Genomic DNA, 17,143 nt, shown 5'->3' with positions numbered 1-17,143 from the left:
TTTTAGTCGCCTTTCGATGATTTCCCGCAATACCTTGTAGCACTGGGGAAAGGTGGTGTGAAACGCCGAAATCCCTTGACCTTATAGGATTTTTGAGGTTTTTTGTTCCTCTATAGGGACATGCTTTCCGCTTGCTTCCTTTTAATGTGCGTGATCGTCGAATTATCAGTGCGATCTCACAGACAAGAGGAGGAATAAAAGGATTTTGATCAGATATGTCGAATTATGAAAAATATTGCACCATGTTAAATTTTACTAAATGGGCGAGTGGGAGATATGAACGAGTGCTACGTCATTTGCAGGAGTTGTTTTGACGATCTAATCGAAGTCATTAACAGGCTAAATATAAAAGTAAGTATTAGCAGAAGACCTCGGATCATAAGAGAAACAGAAAAAACAAAGTATAATTGTTTACTGTGTAATTTAAAGCTTGAAGCTTACGTTGAGTATTATCCTGAAGAGTATTTTGAAGAGAAGATCATACCCATCTTCGTGTTAATCGGAGGCAAGCTTTCAACAAAAATTTATGGGTGTTTCAAATGTGTTGGCGCGCAGCTTGATTATGATGTTTATCGTTGGAATAAAGATGAAGAAGACCCGAGTAATTTTATTGAAAACAACGCAGGACAATCCGTTGAAAGCTTTTTGTGGGGGGAAGGAATAGACGATAAGTTCCAAAAGCTAATACTTGAACATCTACGATGTCAAACTTGCCACTATGGTGAAGAGCCAATTGATTATTCCCATAATCCGGATGGAGGTACTTTTGAATCTTATGATCAAGTATATGATGAATATGAAACAAATTCGGTATTTGGATTAGATGACTTTGACTTTATTGAGTTTTCTCAGTTTGCCCAAAAATATAATATTGATCTTAGTTGGCAGGAACTCCATGAGTTTAAACAGCATCTTTTGAAATATCCTCTTCTGGCATATAAGCATGAAACGGGGAAAAAAGTATATGATCTTCTGCAAAAACATTATGAAAAGGGAGACTATATAGCATTAAGAAGTGGGACTCAACTTTTCAGGGGAAGGGCACGAAAAAAAGATAGGAAACATGTATTTGGAGAAGATGAAATCTGGAATCCACCCGAGGGATTGCCTCAGCACGGACGTTATAATGCTGTTGGCATATCTGTTTTATATCTGAGTAATCGAATGAAAGCCATCCCGTATGAAATTCATCCGTTAAACGATGAAAATATTGACATTGCTCTTTTTAAAACGAGAAAAAAATTGAAGTTGTTTAACATCGGTTTGTTTGATCATAGTTTCCAGGGTTTTTTTAATGAGATAAACGAAGAGAGTAAGCCCTTAAAAAAGGCTTATCTACTAACCAATTATATTGGTAATTGCTGTGCTGAAATTGGATTTCATGGTGTGGCTTATCAAGGTGTAAGCGATAGAAAATATACAAACTATGCATTGTTTAATTTTGAAAAGAACAATGAAATACGAATTGTTGAGGTTGTCAGTTTTGAAGTGGAAATTATATATAACCTGAAGACAGAAGCCAAAAGTACAAAACATAAAGGGAATGAAGATACCTTTCCAGAGTTCTAACACGTATATCAAATTTCAAAGGCTTAGAAAGAGGTGGGGTAATGTACATATCTGAGCTAAAAGTGGCTGGGTATAAAAATGCGAAGGAAACCTCACGAATAAAATTTAACAAAGGACTTAATGTTTTAGTCGGTGAGAATGGATCAGGGAAAACCACTATAATAAATGCATTGAGGTTAATTCTCAAAGAAAATGAGTTTTCATATATGAATATATCGGAGGATGACTTCTTTATATCGCTCGATAAACAAGTTTCTTCTGAAAATATTAAAATTGATATCACCTTTGATTCATTAACCCCAGATGAAGAAGTAACCTTCTTATCATGGTGTGATGCTGAGTTCAAAGCACAACTCCATTTAGAAGTAAACGCCAATCCCAACCGGAAAGGCTACTATAAAAAAGAAATTTGGGGAGGACAATCAAAAGCAAGTATTTTCGAAGAAGAAACCTTCGAATGTATTGATTGCATTTATTTTCCACCATTAAGAGATGCTGAAGAGAAATTAGTGAACGGAAAAAAATCTCGTCTTGCTCAGCTTTTAAAAAAGCAATATGGTGATAATAAAGAGAAACTTGTCGATAGCGTCAAAGGTTTTAACGACATAATCACTAGTAATGCTGATGGGAACTATAATGAAATAGAAGCAGCTAAAAAGAACATAAACACAAAATTAGTGGAAACCTTGGGAAGTCATCTTGGACAAAGTGTCAATTTGCAGTTTGCAGAGACAACTTTTAATAAAGTGGTTGAGAGTATTAAAATGGTGTTTTTTCCTCTTAGCGGAGAGACGGATCCCAATAAGTTCAGAGATATTGCAACAAATAGTCTAGGTTACAACAACCTTTTATACATCGCTACAGTATTCGCCGAACTTGAGTTGCTAAAAGACAATAACTTGGTGACGGTATTACTGATTGAGGAGCCTGAAGCTCATTTACATCCTCAATTGCAAGTAAAATTTATTAAGTACCTAAAGCAGTTGACAGATATGTTGCATAATACTCAAGTGGTCATTACAACACATTCCCCTGTCTTAGCTTCATCAATAAGTATAGACAACTTAATTCATATCGTGCAAAAGGATGAGAATTTTGTTGCAACTGCTTTGAAAGATATCAATATGGGCAATAGTAAAGGTTATTTAAATCGGTGGTTAGATGTTACAAAATCAACGTTACTTTTTTCAAAAGGAATCATTTTAGTAGAAGGTATCAGTGAAGCCATGTTAATTCCTGTGTTAGCGCAAATAACGCTGGCAAAATATAATATTTCAGTAATTGAAACTTCAAAAAAACCATTGCCGAGTTCCTTGGAAGAGGCAGGGGTCTCAGTTATAAATATAAATGGCATTAATTTTAAACATTTTTTGAAGTTGTTCTCCGATTGTGATGATAGTTCGGGAGAAGAAACATTACCAATCCGTTGTTCTGGTATTACTGATAATGATCCGGGGAAAACGGAAATTTCTTTATTCGATAAAGTTGGAATGCCAATTTTGAGTGATGACGGAAGGCCCAAAAAAAAGTTAATCGAGACATACCCACTTCCCAGTAATACTTCAAAAGGAAACAATAGCGCCTTAGCATTAATTGAAGATGTTAACAAAAGCAAGTGGGCACGATTATTTCATTCGCCATTAAAAACTTTTGAATATGATCTTGCTATGGAAAAAAACACAAAATTAATGGCGCAAACGCTTAAAATTTTGTGGCCTACTGGAAATGGAAAGGTAAGTAAGGATTGTGAAAAAATTATTGAGTACGATAATAAATACGTTGATGAGAATCTTTTGAGTGAGGATGCAAAGTTTATTATTGAGCATATTGAGGATGAGAATATAGGTAAAGGAACTTTTGCTCAACAATTTGCAGAAATAATCGAAACTCAAATCAATAATGAACTGTTTAAGATTGCTTCAGAAAAATCTAATTCGACGGCAATATTGCAAAATATCAGCAAGCTGATAAATGTCCCAAAATATATTGAGGATGCAGTAATTTGGTCTTGTGGTGGTGATTTACATGACTAAAGAAGAAATGCAAGAGGTACTGTCAAAAGTTTTATGCAGGAAAGACCACCCTCTTCATTGCGACAGTTGTTCTCATAATCCAAACAAGGAATCATCGTCGCAGGAAGAGCGGTATGTTTGCCGCATTTCAGAAAAGACGGAGCAGCAGCTCCAATATATATTTTCCTCAATTAAGCAAAACATTTTTTTAGAGGCATGCGCTGGAAGTGGGAAAACCGAAGTTGTTGGGATGAAGATGTCATATGAAATAAGCAAATGGACAGATAGAAACAACGGAATAGCTGTACTAACGTTCACAAATGAAGCTACAGAAACAATAAAAAATCGCGTTGAGCAATTTTCGAAACTATCCTCATTACACCCACACTATATTGGGACACTAACAGGATTTCTTCATGGATTTATTGCTCAAAAATTCGGCTACAAATTTTTTGGTAATAATGGGAGAAATGGCGACTTTTCATATCGGTTGGTTGATAAAATGATGGATACTTTTAAAAATCATTGGCTAGAGAATTATAAGTCAAAAATTCCCTATGTCTATGGAGTTGGAAAACAAGAAAGTATTTACGCAAATCAAATATATTATGATTATCAGAAAAAAGATTACTATATACAATTCTCCGAAAATTACAAATTAACTATTACTGAATACTATAACTCAAAAAACTTTCAGAGATTTGTTCAAGATACTCGAAATAAATATAATAATAACGAGTTATATAAAATTGAATACGTTAAGAAACAACTCATAAGTGACAAAGTTAAATTTTTAAAAGATGGATTTGCAAATTTTGAAGATATGAATAACATTGCTTTTAAGGCTTTGCAAGAAAATATAAAAGTAGCTTCAATAATATCCAAGAGGTTTCCAATAATTATAATTGATGAGTGTCAGGACTTATCGTGGATCGAAATTCAAATCCTTGAGAAATTAAAAGATGCTGGAAACATACTTCATTTTATTGGTGATTTAAATCAAGCCATCTACGATTTTAAGAATGCCAACCCAACATATACAAAGGAGTTCCTGTCTAACTTTATTTGTTATAAATTAACTGATAATTTTAGAAGCTGTCAACCGATTGTTGATGTATCAAATCGTATATCTTCTATCACAACAACAATAGCAGGAAGAACCAACAATAAATTAAGTGACAATAGTGTTTGTTACTATGAATATGATGACTTACAAGTACTTCAAGAAAAATATTTGTCATTCTTAAACCTATTCAATATCCAACCTGAAAGTTCCTCTATTTTAGTTCGTCAACTTTCATTAAAATCAAATTTGCAAGTACGTTTAGATCAAAGAAGCGTTCATTTGATATTAGATGCAATTCAACTTTGGAAAGCGAAACAACAATCAACTAGAATAATGGCGTTAGAACTTGCAGGAAAGCAATTGCAAAAATGGTTAGGTGGATCGAAAAATAAAGATAATTATTTTTGTCCAATTGATATTAAATCTGCATTCAGATGGCGGATTTTTATCAAGGATTTCCTTCAAGCCTGTTGCTCAAACTCTTTTATAAATAATTTTGAAAATAAAAAATATGGTGAGTGGTATAAAACAGCAAGGGAACAACTCCCTTCTATCTTGCTGAATACATATAAAAATTTAAATGAATATGATGAAAATCCGCGTGATTTTAATAGTTTACCTATTTTACGTACACCTTCAGGTACAGCAGAAAGTGCCATCGACGCGATATCAATGCTTGAGACCTCTATGTCAATAAGAATTAATACAATCCACTCTGCTAAAGGTTGTGGTTTCGAAAGTGTAATGGTCGTTTCGAGTAAAGATCAAAAGAGTATCGGTGGGCATTGGAAACAGTGGATGGAAGAGGAAGGCGAATCAAAACGAATAGGATATGTTGCAAGCACCAGAGCTAAATATTCATTAATATGGGCTGTGCCGAAACTAAATGCAAAAGACAGGAACCAATTAGAGACTTATGGATTTAAAAGAATTGAATAGTTCTATGTACTAGGGTGTGTATTCAAACTACTAAAACCCGCAATGGTTTGGTAAATTATTCATATGAGAAGACGATACGAGACGATCAATGGGAACAACTAAAAGATCTTTTGCCGCTAGAACGAAAACTCCAAAGAGGACGCCCTGCTACGGATAACCGTAAGATGCTCAATGGCATGCTTTGGGTGATCCGTTCAGGAGTGCCGTGGCGGGACTTGCCAGAATACTATGGCTCCTGGAGCAGCGTCCACAGCCGATTCCGCCGATGGGAGAAGACGGGCATATTCGATCGCATGCTAGAGGTGCTGTCCACTGAACCTGATTCCGAAAGTGTCATGATTGATGCCTCCATCGTCCGTGCTCACCAATATGGCGCGGGAGCAAAAGGGGGCAGCAATTCAAGCGATCGGACGATCTCGAGGAGGCTTAACCTTCAAGATTCACGCGGTTGTGGATGCTCTGGGCAATTCCCTCCAAATGGAAGTGACGGCAGGCAATATCAACGATTGTGTGGCGGGTTACGAGATATTGCAGTCCCTTGATATCAAGGGCAAACACATTTTAGCTGATCGTGGGTATGACACTGATAAAAATCATCTCGTTGTTGGTGGAAAAGCAAGCGAATTCTGTGATTCCCAGTTGTAAACATCGTACCGTTCAACGATCGACCGACTGGTGGTTGTTTAAAGAGCGATACTTGGTCGAATGCCTCTTCAATAAACTGAAACATAATCGGCGACTGGCTACACGTTACGATAAATTAACGTGTACTTTTGTTGCTTTTTAAAGTTAGCTTCCTCCATGATTTTGTTGTCATGAGGTTAGAATACACAGCCTAGCAGAGCTGGCTTTCATTATATAAGATGCTGCTGGTGGGTTAAAGGCGTTATGGAGCGAAGAAGCCAAACTTTGCAGTGGAGCGATTCAATGGAAGGCGCGTTTATTGAATCGCGGCGGAAAAAATTCCAGTGTTTACGCTCACGTCATTGACGGTGAATAATGCACCGACAAAGTACGTGAACGGCGACATTCCAGCGATAAGGCTAATGCGAATCATTAGATTAAGGAACTATTAACGCTGCCTCTCGTTTTTCTCCAATAATACCATATCCCCTATTTTCTAGTCCTTCATAAAAAGATACTATTTGGCTCCCCAGGCTCGTTCAGTCATACGGAGTAAGCGAACGATGGCTACTAAGAGCCGAGAGCTGCAGCTAAGTGGTCTTAGGTTACATTGACGCACTTTTCCTTATTTGCGTTCCGATTTTTTTCAAAGACCAGGAAGTTTGAAATGATAAGCCATTCCGGAAGTGCAGACGATTAAAACAAAGAACAAGAACAAAAGGAAAGGTCAAAAGCCAGGTCAAGTACGGCATATCGGAGATATCGGAGACACCCTCTTGAGTATTCAGTATAGTTTGATAATTTTATGCAGGTGTTTAGGATATCTGATACTATTATATTATGATAACTCTAGGAGTGAGTTAGTTGGCTTATTCAGCGCAAGTTTATGAAATAGTAATTGCATCACCGGGTGATTTGAAGAAAGAGAGAGAGATAGTCAGAGATTGTGTTCTTCAATGGAACAGGGATCATTCAAAATTTTTTAATCTAATCTATATGCCCAGGATGTGGGAGACAGATACTGTTCCTGAAATAAATATACGTCCGCAAGAAAGCATAAATAAACAGATCCTCCACAATTCCGATATTATGATAGCCATGTTTTGGACAAAGCTTGGTAGTCCGACGGGTAAAGACCAATCAGGAACCGTGGAGGAAATCAATCAGTTTATATCCTCAGAAAAACCAGTAGCATTATATTTTTCAGACAAAAAATATTCGCCATCTACCATTGACCCAATGCAACTCGAAGCACTGAGAGCTTACCAAAGTTCTATTAGAGACAATTCTTACTACAATGTGTTCAAAAGTACTAGTGAAATAAAAGAGCTGGTATTAAAGTATCTCAATGTAACTGCCTCAGAAATAACTAAAAAAAAAGAAAGTAATCTGTTAATTGATATACAAGAAAATGAAAAATCGAAACCCAATTCATTAGATGACTTTCATAGCTATCTTTCGTTGGCAAGTCACGCTAACGCAGATGGATTCTGGTTGAGCATTGTAGCCGGTTACGATGATGGTTACTCTAGCTTCAATACAAATGAAAAGGAATATATATTTGACTGGGCGACCACAGTATTACAGTCCGTTTATCCAGAAAACGTGGGTTCAAAACGCTATGGCAAAGATTTTGTCTCAGTAACATGTAAAACGCAAGATACAACTGCCCCAGTGTTTCAAGTTCGATATGATAACGTTGGTGTTGCAATGATCCAATGGAGGGCGATAAACCCTTTCATTCCGCTTAACTGGTTAATAACACTTTGTTTAGTTTCAGTAGCTCAAGTCGTAAATAGTCCGATTGTTTCAGGCCAGAGATTAAGAAAGCTAGGGATTACGTTAAGTAATTCTCCAGAAGAGGGTATAAATACTGATGTTGTTTTTTCATCATCAATGTCAGATGTACATTTTAACTCCCGTAATTCGATTTGGACGTCAACTGTAGATGAAGATGTTAATATTGATAAAGTCATTAAAGAATTTGTTCGGAACACTCTTCAAGAGTGGGGATACTATGATTTTGAAGATAGCTTAGATTCCCTCATTTTGAAGAATGTTAAACAGGACTACTTACTCCTGCTAAACGATTAATTTTGCTCCGCTAAAATTTGTCGATGGTAGTGGAGCAGGGCTGATTCGAGTGTCGTTCTCTCCGAGTTCTCTCAAACGTCCAGTTTCGCTCACTTTTTGATGATTTCCCGAGACGCCTTGTGGCACTAGGAAAGGGTATGTGAAACGCCGAAATCCCTTGATCTTGTAGGCTTTCTGCAGTTTTTTGGTTCCCCTAAAGGGACATGATTTCCGCTCGGTTCCCTTTACCGTGCATGATTCAGGTTCGTGTGGGCTAACCCCCCGTGGAGGTTCGAGCACTCTCGACCGTACCATATACTCAAATCAAACTCTTCTTCGGAAGGGTTTTTATTTATGCCTAATTCCCCACTTTTACTAACTATACACACTTTATCACAGGAAATTCCTATCGTCTGTCGAAAATCATTAATAAGTTGCCTATGGATTTGAAATTTTATGTATTTGAATCCTGACGATTTGAAAGTGAGGGGACTATATGCTTACAGTTGAACAATACATAATAAAGATGAAGAAAAAAGATAACCTTGATGAATTCAATTTTAAAAATCATTCCGAAAATATGTCCGCGGTTCTGAAGTATGTCATGGATTATTTTAATCATTATCTGAATCCGGAAGAATACGATTATGAGAACATCAAAACAGAACAATCAGCATTAAAAATCTTCCAAGAGATAGAAGGCTTCTTTCCTGAAAGTAAGGACTTTGTTATTCAATACTACAAAAAAACAAAGAGCCGGATAGATCGATTACTGAAGTCATGGATGTATGAACGAAAATACGTTCATCTTATTTACAGTGCCGAGGATTATGAGGATACGATTCATAAGTTCTGTAGCAGTACAAAAATGAAAGGAACAGAAATTGAGCAGTATCGAGATCAATTGATCATTCTGGCAAAAGAGATAAAAGCAAAAGAGACAGAAAAACCATCCATTTCCGGATTTAAGTATTTGGATGACAATCTGGTTGGTTGGGTAAAAGAGACGTACCGCAGTTATGGCGTAAATTTATTCGAGTTTGCTCAAAGCTATACAGGTGCTTTTTTTGATGAGTACATTGAACGCATTTATACCAGGGAATCAGAGCATTTCTATTATATCAATCGTTACAACCATAGATACAATGATAATCCGTTTAATATGGATGTTCTTTATAGAGAGAACGAACATCGTCCTTTTATTAATGGTCATAAAGGCGAGTTGGAAATGCTGATCATGTATGTATGGGTATTTGATGATGCAAGTGATGAGGGCTACTGGCCTGAGTATGTAAATCTATGTATTTCTACAGGAAGAGTGAGCCTGGTAAAACGGATTAATGTGTTAGTGCCGGTAACGACGAAAGGCATGATGTACCCTGTAGATATCAAGAGTAATATGACCTTTCTAGAAACGACAACAGGTGCTTTAAAGGTTGCTCCAAATGAAGCGTACATTTTGCGCCTGAGCTATGAGAAAGACAATGATTTGTTATGGAAAGACGCAGCACGACTTGATGTTGTTTTAAAGAATCTGATGGATACATTCTCCAAGTATGGTATGCCTGACACACTGGAATTGTTATCCCCTCTACGCTCTCAAACCTATGGTGAAGAGGAGTTTTTCAAGCAGTACTCGATTCTCGAAAAAAGCCTAAAAAAATATAAAACCATAAAAATTGCTTTAGTTAATGGACCTCAGAAGCAAAGTGGAAAGTCAAAGTATTTGATGCAAACAGCAGAGGATGTTGTGAATATCCATAAAATAGTGAAAGAAATGAAATATAAATTAAAGTTTACTATAGATATTTCAAGGCTGATCAAGCGGAAGAATTATAAGGGGGAATTCGAGGAGGACTTCAATCGACTTACTGAGATTAGATCGGGCATTGTTGGAATTCATTTGTCAAGGCTTCCTAGCCGAACGGGATTTTCTCATAGACATTATAAAGATGGAAATAGGTATTTATATAAATATGATTATCCTGAGAACTCGGATTTCTTAGGCTCATTTTCAGCATTGCTAAATGATAACTTGAGCCGTTACTTAGTGCCTGAGGGGATGACTTCTGAAGCTGAGCTTGAAGAATTAGTTGATGATCTGCTAAGAGGCGGGTTCTCTTTTTCCGGTCAGGAGGTCGAATAGTGGTGTGGCGACATGGTTTTATAGAACTAAAGGACATGAACAATTATCCGATAAATCAGCTAAAAGAGCTTGATAAAATTGAACTGCTAATACCGGAATCAATGACCAAGTTTAATCAATGGTGCAAGGATATTCAAGCTGTGAAGCACAATAAGTACCTACATCCGTTAATCATAGAATATCAGGAAGAGATTGCTTACCGCAAGGCACGTGACGAAGAACATCAATTTTATAAAGAGATTGATCCATATTCGCTAAGGAATTCAAAGGTTGAAAACCGCAGGAACAAAGCTGTGTTGTTCATAGACGTATCTGATAAGCAAGCCAATCGGACATATGGAATTATGAATAGCTTAATTGATGCAATTAGTGAATTGGGTGGGAGGGTGGACGTATTTGCAGGAGAACAGGACAATATCCGGATACGATTACTAGACCATGAGTATTCCGCCTCATTGATCGAAATTATGGTCAAAAGACGTTCTTTTTTGTCGAATTTACAATCTGGAAGTATGACGGGTTTAAGTCCCATGTATGAAAAGATCCCCAGTGGTTTGCTCAGGATGGAGTTCACAGAGATTTTCGGTTACGCACACAGAAATAAAACGGCCCAATCCCTTTGTTTTAATGAAACCCTGGATCGACCGTTTGAAAAACAAATAGGTGAGATTCTCATAGATTGTTTGAAAAATGCCATTGGGATAAGCGTATCTAGACATATAGCTGAGCGCGAATATGAAGTAAAGAAAAAAGAGAAGGAACGTCTTGAAGCCATAGAAGAATCCAAGAAGCAGGAGCTTCAGCGACTTGAAGAGTACATTCTTCGCAAACAGAAACTAAAACAAAACATTGAGAATCAAATGAAGAATTGGGTTAAAGCGAACAAGTTGCGCGATTACGCCGAGGAGTTAGAGCGATTTGTTGTAACATGTGAGGATGAGATAACCAAGAAGTCATTCTCCACTTATATCCAATTGGTGCGAGAAGCTGCGGAGGATTGTGATCCGGGAGGGGACATATTGAATAAGGTACAGGAGTTAGAACATGGAAGCAAATGAATTCTCCCGCAGCTTGCTGTGGGAGAATTTGTTGCTTCTTATCCATGTAATAAAGGCACTTTCAATATGCTTCTCTTTAAGCGACTTTCATGTGTGTACTTTCGGACAGACCCGGCGGGAAGGGATAGCAATAAATCCGGGCCTCGCCGGTTAACCAAAACTTAGTTTTAATCGAGGCCCGGTGAAAGTGGATTGATCTGGTTGTCGCAGTAACCGCACAAGTTTATCATTGGAAAACGCTGTGATCGGATCTTTGGGAGCATTTCAATCTGACAATCTGCTTCGCCTGAGGCTATAGAACGCTGACAAATTGATTTTTAGAGGGTCCGGTTTTGTCCGGAAAATGAAACGAATAGTGAGGGGGATTTCAGAGTACATCTGTTTGGAGGGACGAGGATGAGCGGAAATGTTGTAAGCCTGTTTCGGCAAAGTCAGAGTGATAGATCGAATAAACGACGCAGAAATGATTTATACGATGTAGAATCGTTTTCCAACGCGGGTTATCGGCTAACGTGGGAAGAAGCCGTGAGATTATTTGTTCAGGCCCGCCGCGCTGAAACATCAAGCGAGGATACCGTAAAGTTTGAAATGAGCACTTTGAAATGTTATGAGCGAATTTTGCGAGAGCAAGAGATCGAAGCCGACATCTATCATGTATCGACTGACTTGCTGCGAAATAAGTTTATTATGGCTATGGTTGAGAAAAAAGGCTACAAGCTCAATACGATCAATAATCGAATTAAATCCATCAAGCGTTTCTTTTTATTTTTATACGAAGAAGGCTGGATTCCAGACAACCCGGCAGAACACTTACGAACACGCAAAGGTCATCAACCAACCATTCCATCCTTCACCGAAGAGCAAGTTGTAGCCCTGCTCAAGCAGCCGAATCAAAACACGTTTACGGGGTTTCGTGATTTTGTCATTCTATCCTTGATTTGCGACAGTGGACTGCGCGTCGGCGAAATCACAAAACTCAAAATGAATCAGGTCGATATTAAAGAGAATCAGCTTCTTGGTGTCATTGGGAAAAGCAAGAAGCCGCGGGACATCCCTTTTTGTGATGATGTGCGTAAGCTCTTAATCCGATATATCAAAGCAAGAGGGGACATCCACTCATCTCATTTTTTTGTCACACTGGATGGTCGTCCGCTCGGTGTTCGCTCTTTTCAAGGAGCTCTACATCAATACGGTAAAGATGCCGGAATCACTAACGTTCGGGTAAGTCCTCATACGTTAAGGCATACCTTCGCCAAAATGTACATTATCAATGAGGGCGATCCGTATAGCTTGCAAGATATTCTCGGCCATACTTCTCAGGATATGGTGAAGCGTTACGTTAACTTGTGGCGTCCAGAAATGAAATCGAAGCATGCGAAATCTTCCCCCGTGCGCCGACTGTATCAAAACAGGTTGATTTAAATATTTCAATCAGGTTGAAGAGCGAAGGCCATTCCGTTGTGAATGGCCTTCGCTGCTGCTTATGGCAAGGTTCAAATAATACGTTTCATGTTTTCAACCGGGCTATACTTTTTGTGCTGTTGCTTAATATCGCTGCTAAATAGCTCAACATAGTATTCGACCATTTTAAGCGTGGCGTGGCCTAATATTCGCCGGAGCGTGAACGGATCACCGCCATTTAAGATATAGAACTTGGCCATCGTATGCCGGAAGGTATGAGGGGATACCCTTACCCCATTAATGCTCGAAGCAAGACCGTAATCATGCATTTTCTCCTGTAGCGCTCGGGTGCTGATCTTTTCATTGTTCAAGTTTACGAACAGCGCTTCCGTCTCCAAGTCTCCACGTATATCCAGGTAACGGCGTATCACTTTAGCACACGTTTGTTGCATAGGCACGCGGCGGGCTTTTCCCCCTTTTCCTTTTGTAATACGAATTTCTTGTTCCTTAAAAAAGACATCGCCAATCTTCAAATTACATAATTCACTGATTCGCATTCCCGTTTCAAAAAGAACCAGCATCATGGTGTAGTCCCGAAAGCCCGAGAACGTATTTCGCACCGGTTGCTCCAACAAGGCGACGACTTGTTCTTTGGTAAAGGTTTGAATCATCAACTTTTCAGCTTTGGTGGCATGAATCTCGTTTGCAAGATTCTGAAGGAGCCAGCCTTCCTCAAATAAATATCTCAGGAATTGCTTAATGGCCTTTATGCGTCCATTTACGGTATTGTCCGATTTTCCTTGTTCGAATAGATAGGCAATAAAATGATTCTTAATATCTCGGGAAGTGACAGAGTAAATATCCAGTACAATCTCCTGGTCCCGGAAGGCAGCTTCCAATTGTTTTGCGCTATCCTGATAAAAACGAATCGTGAGTGGCGAAAGTTTTTTTGATTTGCAATCGAGAATAAAAGAGTGAAGCAGATCGCTATAGCTTAACTGTTGCTTGGCGTCGCTCGCCTTATCGACCTTTGTTAATTTGTTTTGTCTGCGTCCGATAGTCATTCCCCATGCACCTCGCTTTCGGTGAAGATAGAGGGGAATTCCTGAATGATCTGTTCCAGCGGACTAAACTTCTCATGTTGGATCTGCAAATCGCGCGAGAAAAGTTCAACATACATTTCAGTTGTTTCTATCCGTGAGTGCCCGAGAATATTTTTTAACGAGAAAATATCGCCACCGTTTAATAAATACTTTTTTGCAAAGGTATGGCGAAAAGTATGGCAGGAACATTGAACATCCTGAATGTTTGCGGTTTTGCATATCCGCGAAATCATGGTTCGAATGCCACCTTCATCGAATGGGCGATTGTCCAACGTGATCCACAGCCGATCCGTGTACAACGTTCCTCGCTCCAGCAAATAAAGATGTAACTCATGAGATACAATTCGCTGAATCGGCACCATTCTGGCCTTTCTGCCTTTCCCATGCCGAACACGTACCATTCCTTCATCTAATAGAACATCTGTGATTTGGAGTTGAGTGAGTTCGTTCAGGCGTATGCCGGTTTCAAGCAAAATCAACATCATCATGTAATTACGGAAGCCAGTAAATGTTGAACGATCGTGTTGAGTGAACAGTCGCGTCAAATGAGCATCCGTGAAAGTATGCATCAAAGAGGGTTGGACTTTAAAAGGCTTTAGTCCATCCGCAATATTGCAATCAGCTTGTTTCTCAGCCACGAGAAACGCGAAAAGTTCTTTGATAATAGCCAGGTTGCAATTGACGGTTCTCAGGGACAATGCCCCATCAAGCATACTGGGGATGATGCGATGTTTTAACAAATCGGAAGTCAAATCAAACCATTCGAGATTTTGGGTTTTTAAGTGCTGTTCGATGTTTTTCAATCCGTCCCGATAACGGCGAATAGTCGTCTTGGCCAAGTTTCTGGACTTGCAGTCCATGAGGAACAAATGAACCAGGCTTGACCAATCGATCATATTAGGTTGAGACACTTCGCATTTCCTCCCTTATTGGATATGCGAAGCAAAGCAGATATACGAAGTGAGCAGGGGGAGGTTCGTAAAACATTTGGATGTACGACTGCGTTTAACTTCCACGAAATTTCGGGTTATTTACAGCCTTTTGGAAGGGTTTTACAAACGCGAAAATCCGTTGATATATAAGGGTTTTTCGGCACTTTTAGGGGGAGTGCTCACCTCCTCCCGGTTCGTATAACACCATATTCACGCATCGGGCCATTCGGCCCTCGGTCCGACAGAAGTTGAAGAGGATTCGATCGGAGTGAACTCAGAACAGGGAAGTGGGAACAGCCGGACACATCCAACTCCCTAACCGCATCTCGGCCGCCCTTCGGGCTTAAGGGAGCTGGACGTCGTGAATACAAGAACGTTATGTGAAATCCCAGCAAGTTTATTAAAAACTAGTGGAAAGAAGTGTTTGCTCTGAACATTAGAACTGCGGCTCGAGCTGTAATAATCAAAGACGAAGAGTTACTCGTTTTGAGAAGAACTGGTGTTCAAGGAGCATTTTATGTTCTTCCAGGTGGAGGACAGAATCATGGGGAAAGCATTATTGAAACCCTGAAAAGAGAAGTAAAAGAAGAAGTTGATTTAGAAGTCATTTGGAATGAACTCATATTTATTAATGAATTTATAGCTAGAAGGGACTCGAAATTTTTTGAATTGGAACCACAAATACACCAAATAGATTTTACATTTCACTGCACGGTAAACCACGATCGAATTGCTTTAGTAGGTCAGACTCCAGATTTACATCAAGTAGGAATTGCATGGATACCAATAAATGAAATTATCGATTATGTAGTGCATCCAAAAGATGATCTTAATTTTATAATGGGAGCTCCGACTAGAGATGCTTTAACAGAATGGATAATGAATAGAAGTATATATAAAACGCCTAGATTAATTGAAGGTTAAGCTTCGAAGGCTGGGACATCACATAACACCATATTCACGCTTCGGGGCATTCGCCTCTCGGTCCGGCCGTAGTTAGAAGTGGATTCGGGGAGGCGATTGGCAGCAGCAGGGAAGCAGAATCAGCCGGACACATCCAACTCCCTAACCGCATCGCGGCCGCCCTCTGGGCTTAAGGGAGTTGGACGTCGCGAATACATGAACGTTATCGGAAATCAATGCAATATAGAGTAATCCAAATGGATTAATTCTTATAATACAAAGTCTTCAGTATTTTATTAAAAACGTAAAAATACAAAATGACAAATGGGTGGTAATAAAAATGGTCAAAATATCTTTGATACGTTTAACCAATCTAGCTTCCGTAGATTATGCTTATGCTTCATGTATTCCTTCGGGTATGGATATATTTTTTATGGCAGGAGCTTGCCCGCTTAATAAAGAAGGAATTGTATTGGGCATTAATAATTATGAGTTTCAAGCAAAACTCTGTGTGGAAAACTTAGTTGAAGCATTAAGGGGATTTGGCGCCTCGCTCAAAGACATTACGTATACCAGAGTCCTTGTTGCGTCCTCCAGTCGAGCTGACTTAGTATCCGCATGGAGAGCGATAAGAGAGGAATTTGGCGAAAATGATGTTCCAAGTACGCTATTAGGAGTTACAGTGTTAGGGTATGAAAAACAGCTTGTGGAAATCGAAGCAGTTGTAGCATTAGAGAAAAAGTAATAATTATTTAATACGCAACAAATGGGGGGCATTGATTTCCGATAACATCGTATTCATGCATCGCAGCCTGATGGCTGCTCGGTCCGCCCGGGGCATTTCGAGGGAGTGGATATAGGCGGACAACCCTGCGAGGCTAAGTGGCGAAGCCACCCGGCGACTTCGTCGCCTTAAGCCTCTCGGGTTCGTGAATACATAAGACGTTATTCGACAAGCTCAAAAAGAAAAGAGCGTTAAAAGCTCTTAAATTCGAGACATATGTAGTTCTTCGAATAGACATATGGCATCCTTGAAACCTTGTAGATATATTTTACTTTCGAGTAATGTTTGTTTGGAGCTTAGTAGAGGAAAAGGGCATGTTGGAGGTTGTCGGGTAGGGATTCTCGGATTATGTTATAGTTTTGTATAGATTCATTTGAAAATAGTATAAAATCAGAATCTGTAGTTGTAAGGTCGCCGTGTAATAGTTTTAAACGAGTACGAACTAGCGGATCAATTATTATCTCTAATGAATTTCGCAAGATTTAGACCTTGTATGATTTATATTTACAAAGTAAATATTTTTGAGTAAATAA

Annotated in this window: 12 protein-coding genes and 1 pseudogene; 11 read left to right on the top strand and 2 right to left on the bottom strand. The window is 38.9% G+C overall.

Features of this window, described 5'->3' with window-relative positions:
- Nucleotides 1-276: 276 nt before the first annotated feature.
- The 9 genes and pseudogenes from HH215_RS35245 to HH215_RS35205 all read left to right on the top strand — a co-directional run bounded on the left by HH215_RS35245 (nucleotide 277) and on the right by HH215_RS35205 (nucleotide 12,909).
- Nucleotides 277-1,569, top strand: coding sequence for an RES domain-containing protein (locus tag HH215_RS35245; RefSeq protein ID WP_169284730.1), 1,293 nt, complete (start codon nucleotides 277-279; stop codon nucleotides 1,567-1,569).
- Nucleotides 1,570-1,610: 41 nt separating this feature from the next.
- Nucleotides 1,611-3,602 (top strand): ATP-dependent nuclease, encoded by a 1,992-nt coding sequence (locus HH215_RS35240; RefSeq protein ID WP_169284729.1) that lies wholly within the window; start codon nucleotides 1,611-1,613, stop codon nucleotides 3,600-3,602.
- Entirely contained in the window at nucleotides 3,595-5,586 is a 1,992-nt protein-coding gene (locus tag HH215_RS35235) for an ATP-dependent helicase (protein WP_169284728.1), read from the top strand. Before HH215_RS35240 ends, HH215_RS35235 begins: the two co-directional genes overlap by 8 nt.
- A 14-nt stretch (nucleotides 5,587-5,600) precedes the next feature.
- A pseudogene (locus HH215_RS37125) lies at nucleotides 5,601-5,948 on the top strand (IS5 family transposase); the annotation flags it as partial.
- A complete protein-coding gene (locus HH215_RS36645; protein WP_248551630.1) occupies nucleotides 5,929-6,231 on the top strand; it encodes a transposase in 303 nt (100 codons plus the stop codon). The pseudogene HH215_RS37125 and the gene HH215_RS36645, both read left to right, overlap by 20 nt.
- Before the next feature lie 843 nt (nucleotides 6,232-7,074).
- Nucleotides 7,075-8,304 carry a DUF4062 domain-containing protein gene (locus HH215_RS35220; protein ID WP_169284725.1) on the top strand — a complete coding sequence of 410 codons (1,230 nt, stop codon included), beginning with the start codon at nucleotides 7,075-7,077 and terminating at the stop codon, nucleotides 8,302-8,304.
- 475 nt (nucleotides 8,305-8,779) lie between these two features.
- Nucleotides 8,780-10,429: a hypothetical protein gene (locus HH215_RS35215; protein ID WP_169284724.1), complete on the top strand. Its 1,650-nt coding sequence runs from the start codon at nucleotides 8,780-8,782 to the stop codon at nucleotides 10,427-10,429.
- Entirely contained in the window at nucleotides 10,429-11,487 is a 1,059-nt protein-coding gene (locus HH215_RS35210) for a hypothetical protein (protein WP_169284723.1), read from the top strand. Before HH215_RS35215 ends, HH215_RS35210 begins: the two co-directional genes overlap by 1 nt.
- A 396-nt stretch (nucleotides 11,488-11,883) precedes the next feature.
- Complete coding sequence (locus tag HH215_RS35205; protein WP_169284722.1) at nucleotides 11,884-12,909, top strand: tyrosine-type recombinase/integrase; 1,026 nt, start codon at nucleotides 11,884-11,886, stop codon at nucleotides 12,907-12,909.
- Between the two features lie 71 nt (nucleotides 12,910-12,980).
- Here the strand turns inward: HH215_RS35205 and HH215_RS35200 are convergent, their stop codons facing one another.
- Nucleotides 12,981-13,952 (bottom strand): tyrosine-type recombinase/integrase, encoded by a 972-nt coding sequence (locus tag HH215_RS35200; protein WP_169284721.1) that lies wholly within the window; start codon nucleotides 13,950-13,952, stop codon nucleotides 12,981-12,983.
- Nucleotides 13,949-14,902 (bottom strand): tyrosine-type recombinase/integrase, encoded by a 954-nt coding sequence (locus HH215_RS35195; RefSeq protein WP_248551631.1) that lies wholly within the window; start codon nucleotides 14,900-14,902, stop codon nucleotides 13,949-13,951. Before HH215_RS35195 ends, HH215_RS35200 begins: the two co-directional genes overlap by 4 nt.
- Nucleotides 14,903-15,343: 441 nt before the next feature.
- On the opposite strand from HH215_RS35195, the gene HH215_RS35190 reads away from it, so the two are divergent.
- A complete protein-coding gene (locus HH215_RS35190; RefSeq protein ID WP_169279568.1) occupies nucleotides 15,344-15,847 on the top strand; it encodes an NUDIX domain-containing protein in 504 nt (167 codons plus the stop codon).
- Nucleotides 15,848-16,166: 319 nt separating this feature from the next.
- Nucleotides 16,167-16,571, top strand: coding sequence for a RidA family protein (locus tag HH215_RS35185; protein WP_169279567.1), 405 nt, complete (start codon nucleotides 16,167-16,169; stop codon nucleotides 16,569-16,571).
- Nucleotides 16,572-17,143 lie beyond the last annotated feature (572 nt).

This window comes from Cohnella herbarum (genome assembly GCF_012849095.1).
GTDB classification, from domain to species: domain Bacteria; phylum Bacillota; class Bacilli; order Paenibacillales; family Paenibacillaceae; genus Cohnella; species Cohnella herbarum.
The sequence above is the reverse complement of the archived record's forward strand: the minus strand, read 5'-3'. Positions and strand labels throughout refer to the sequence as shown.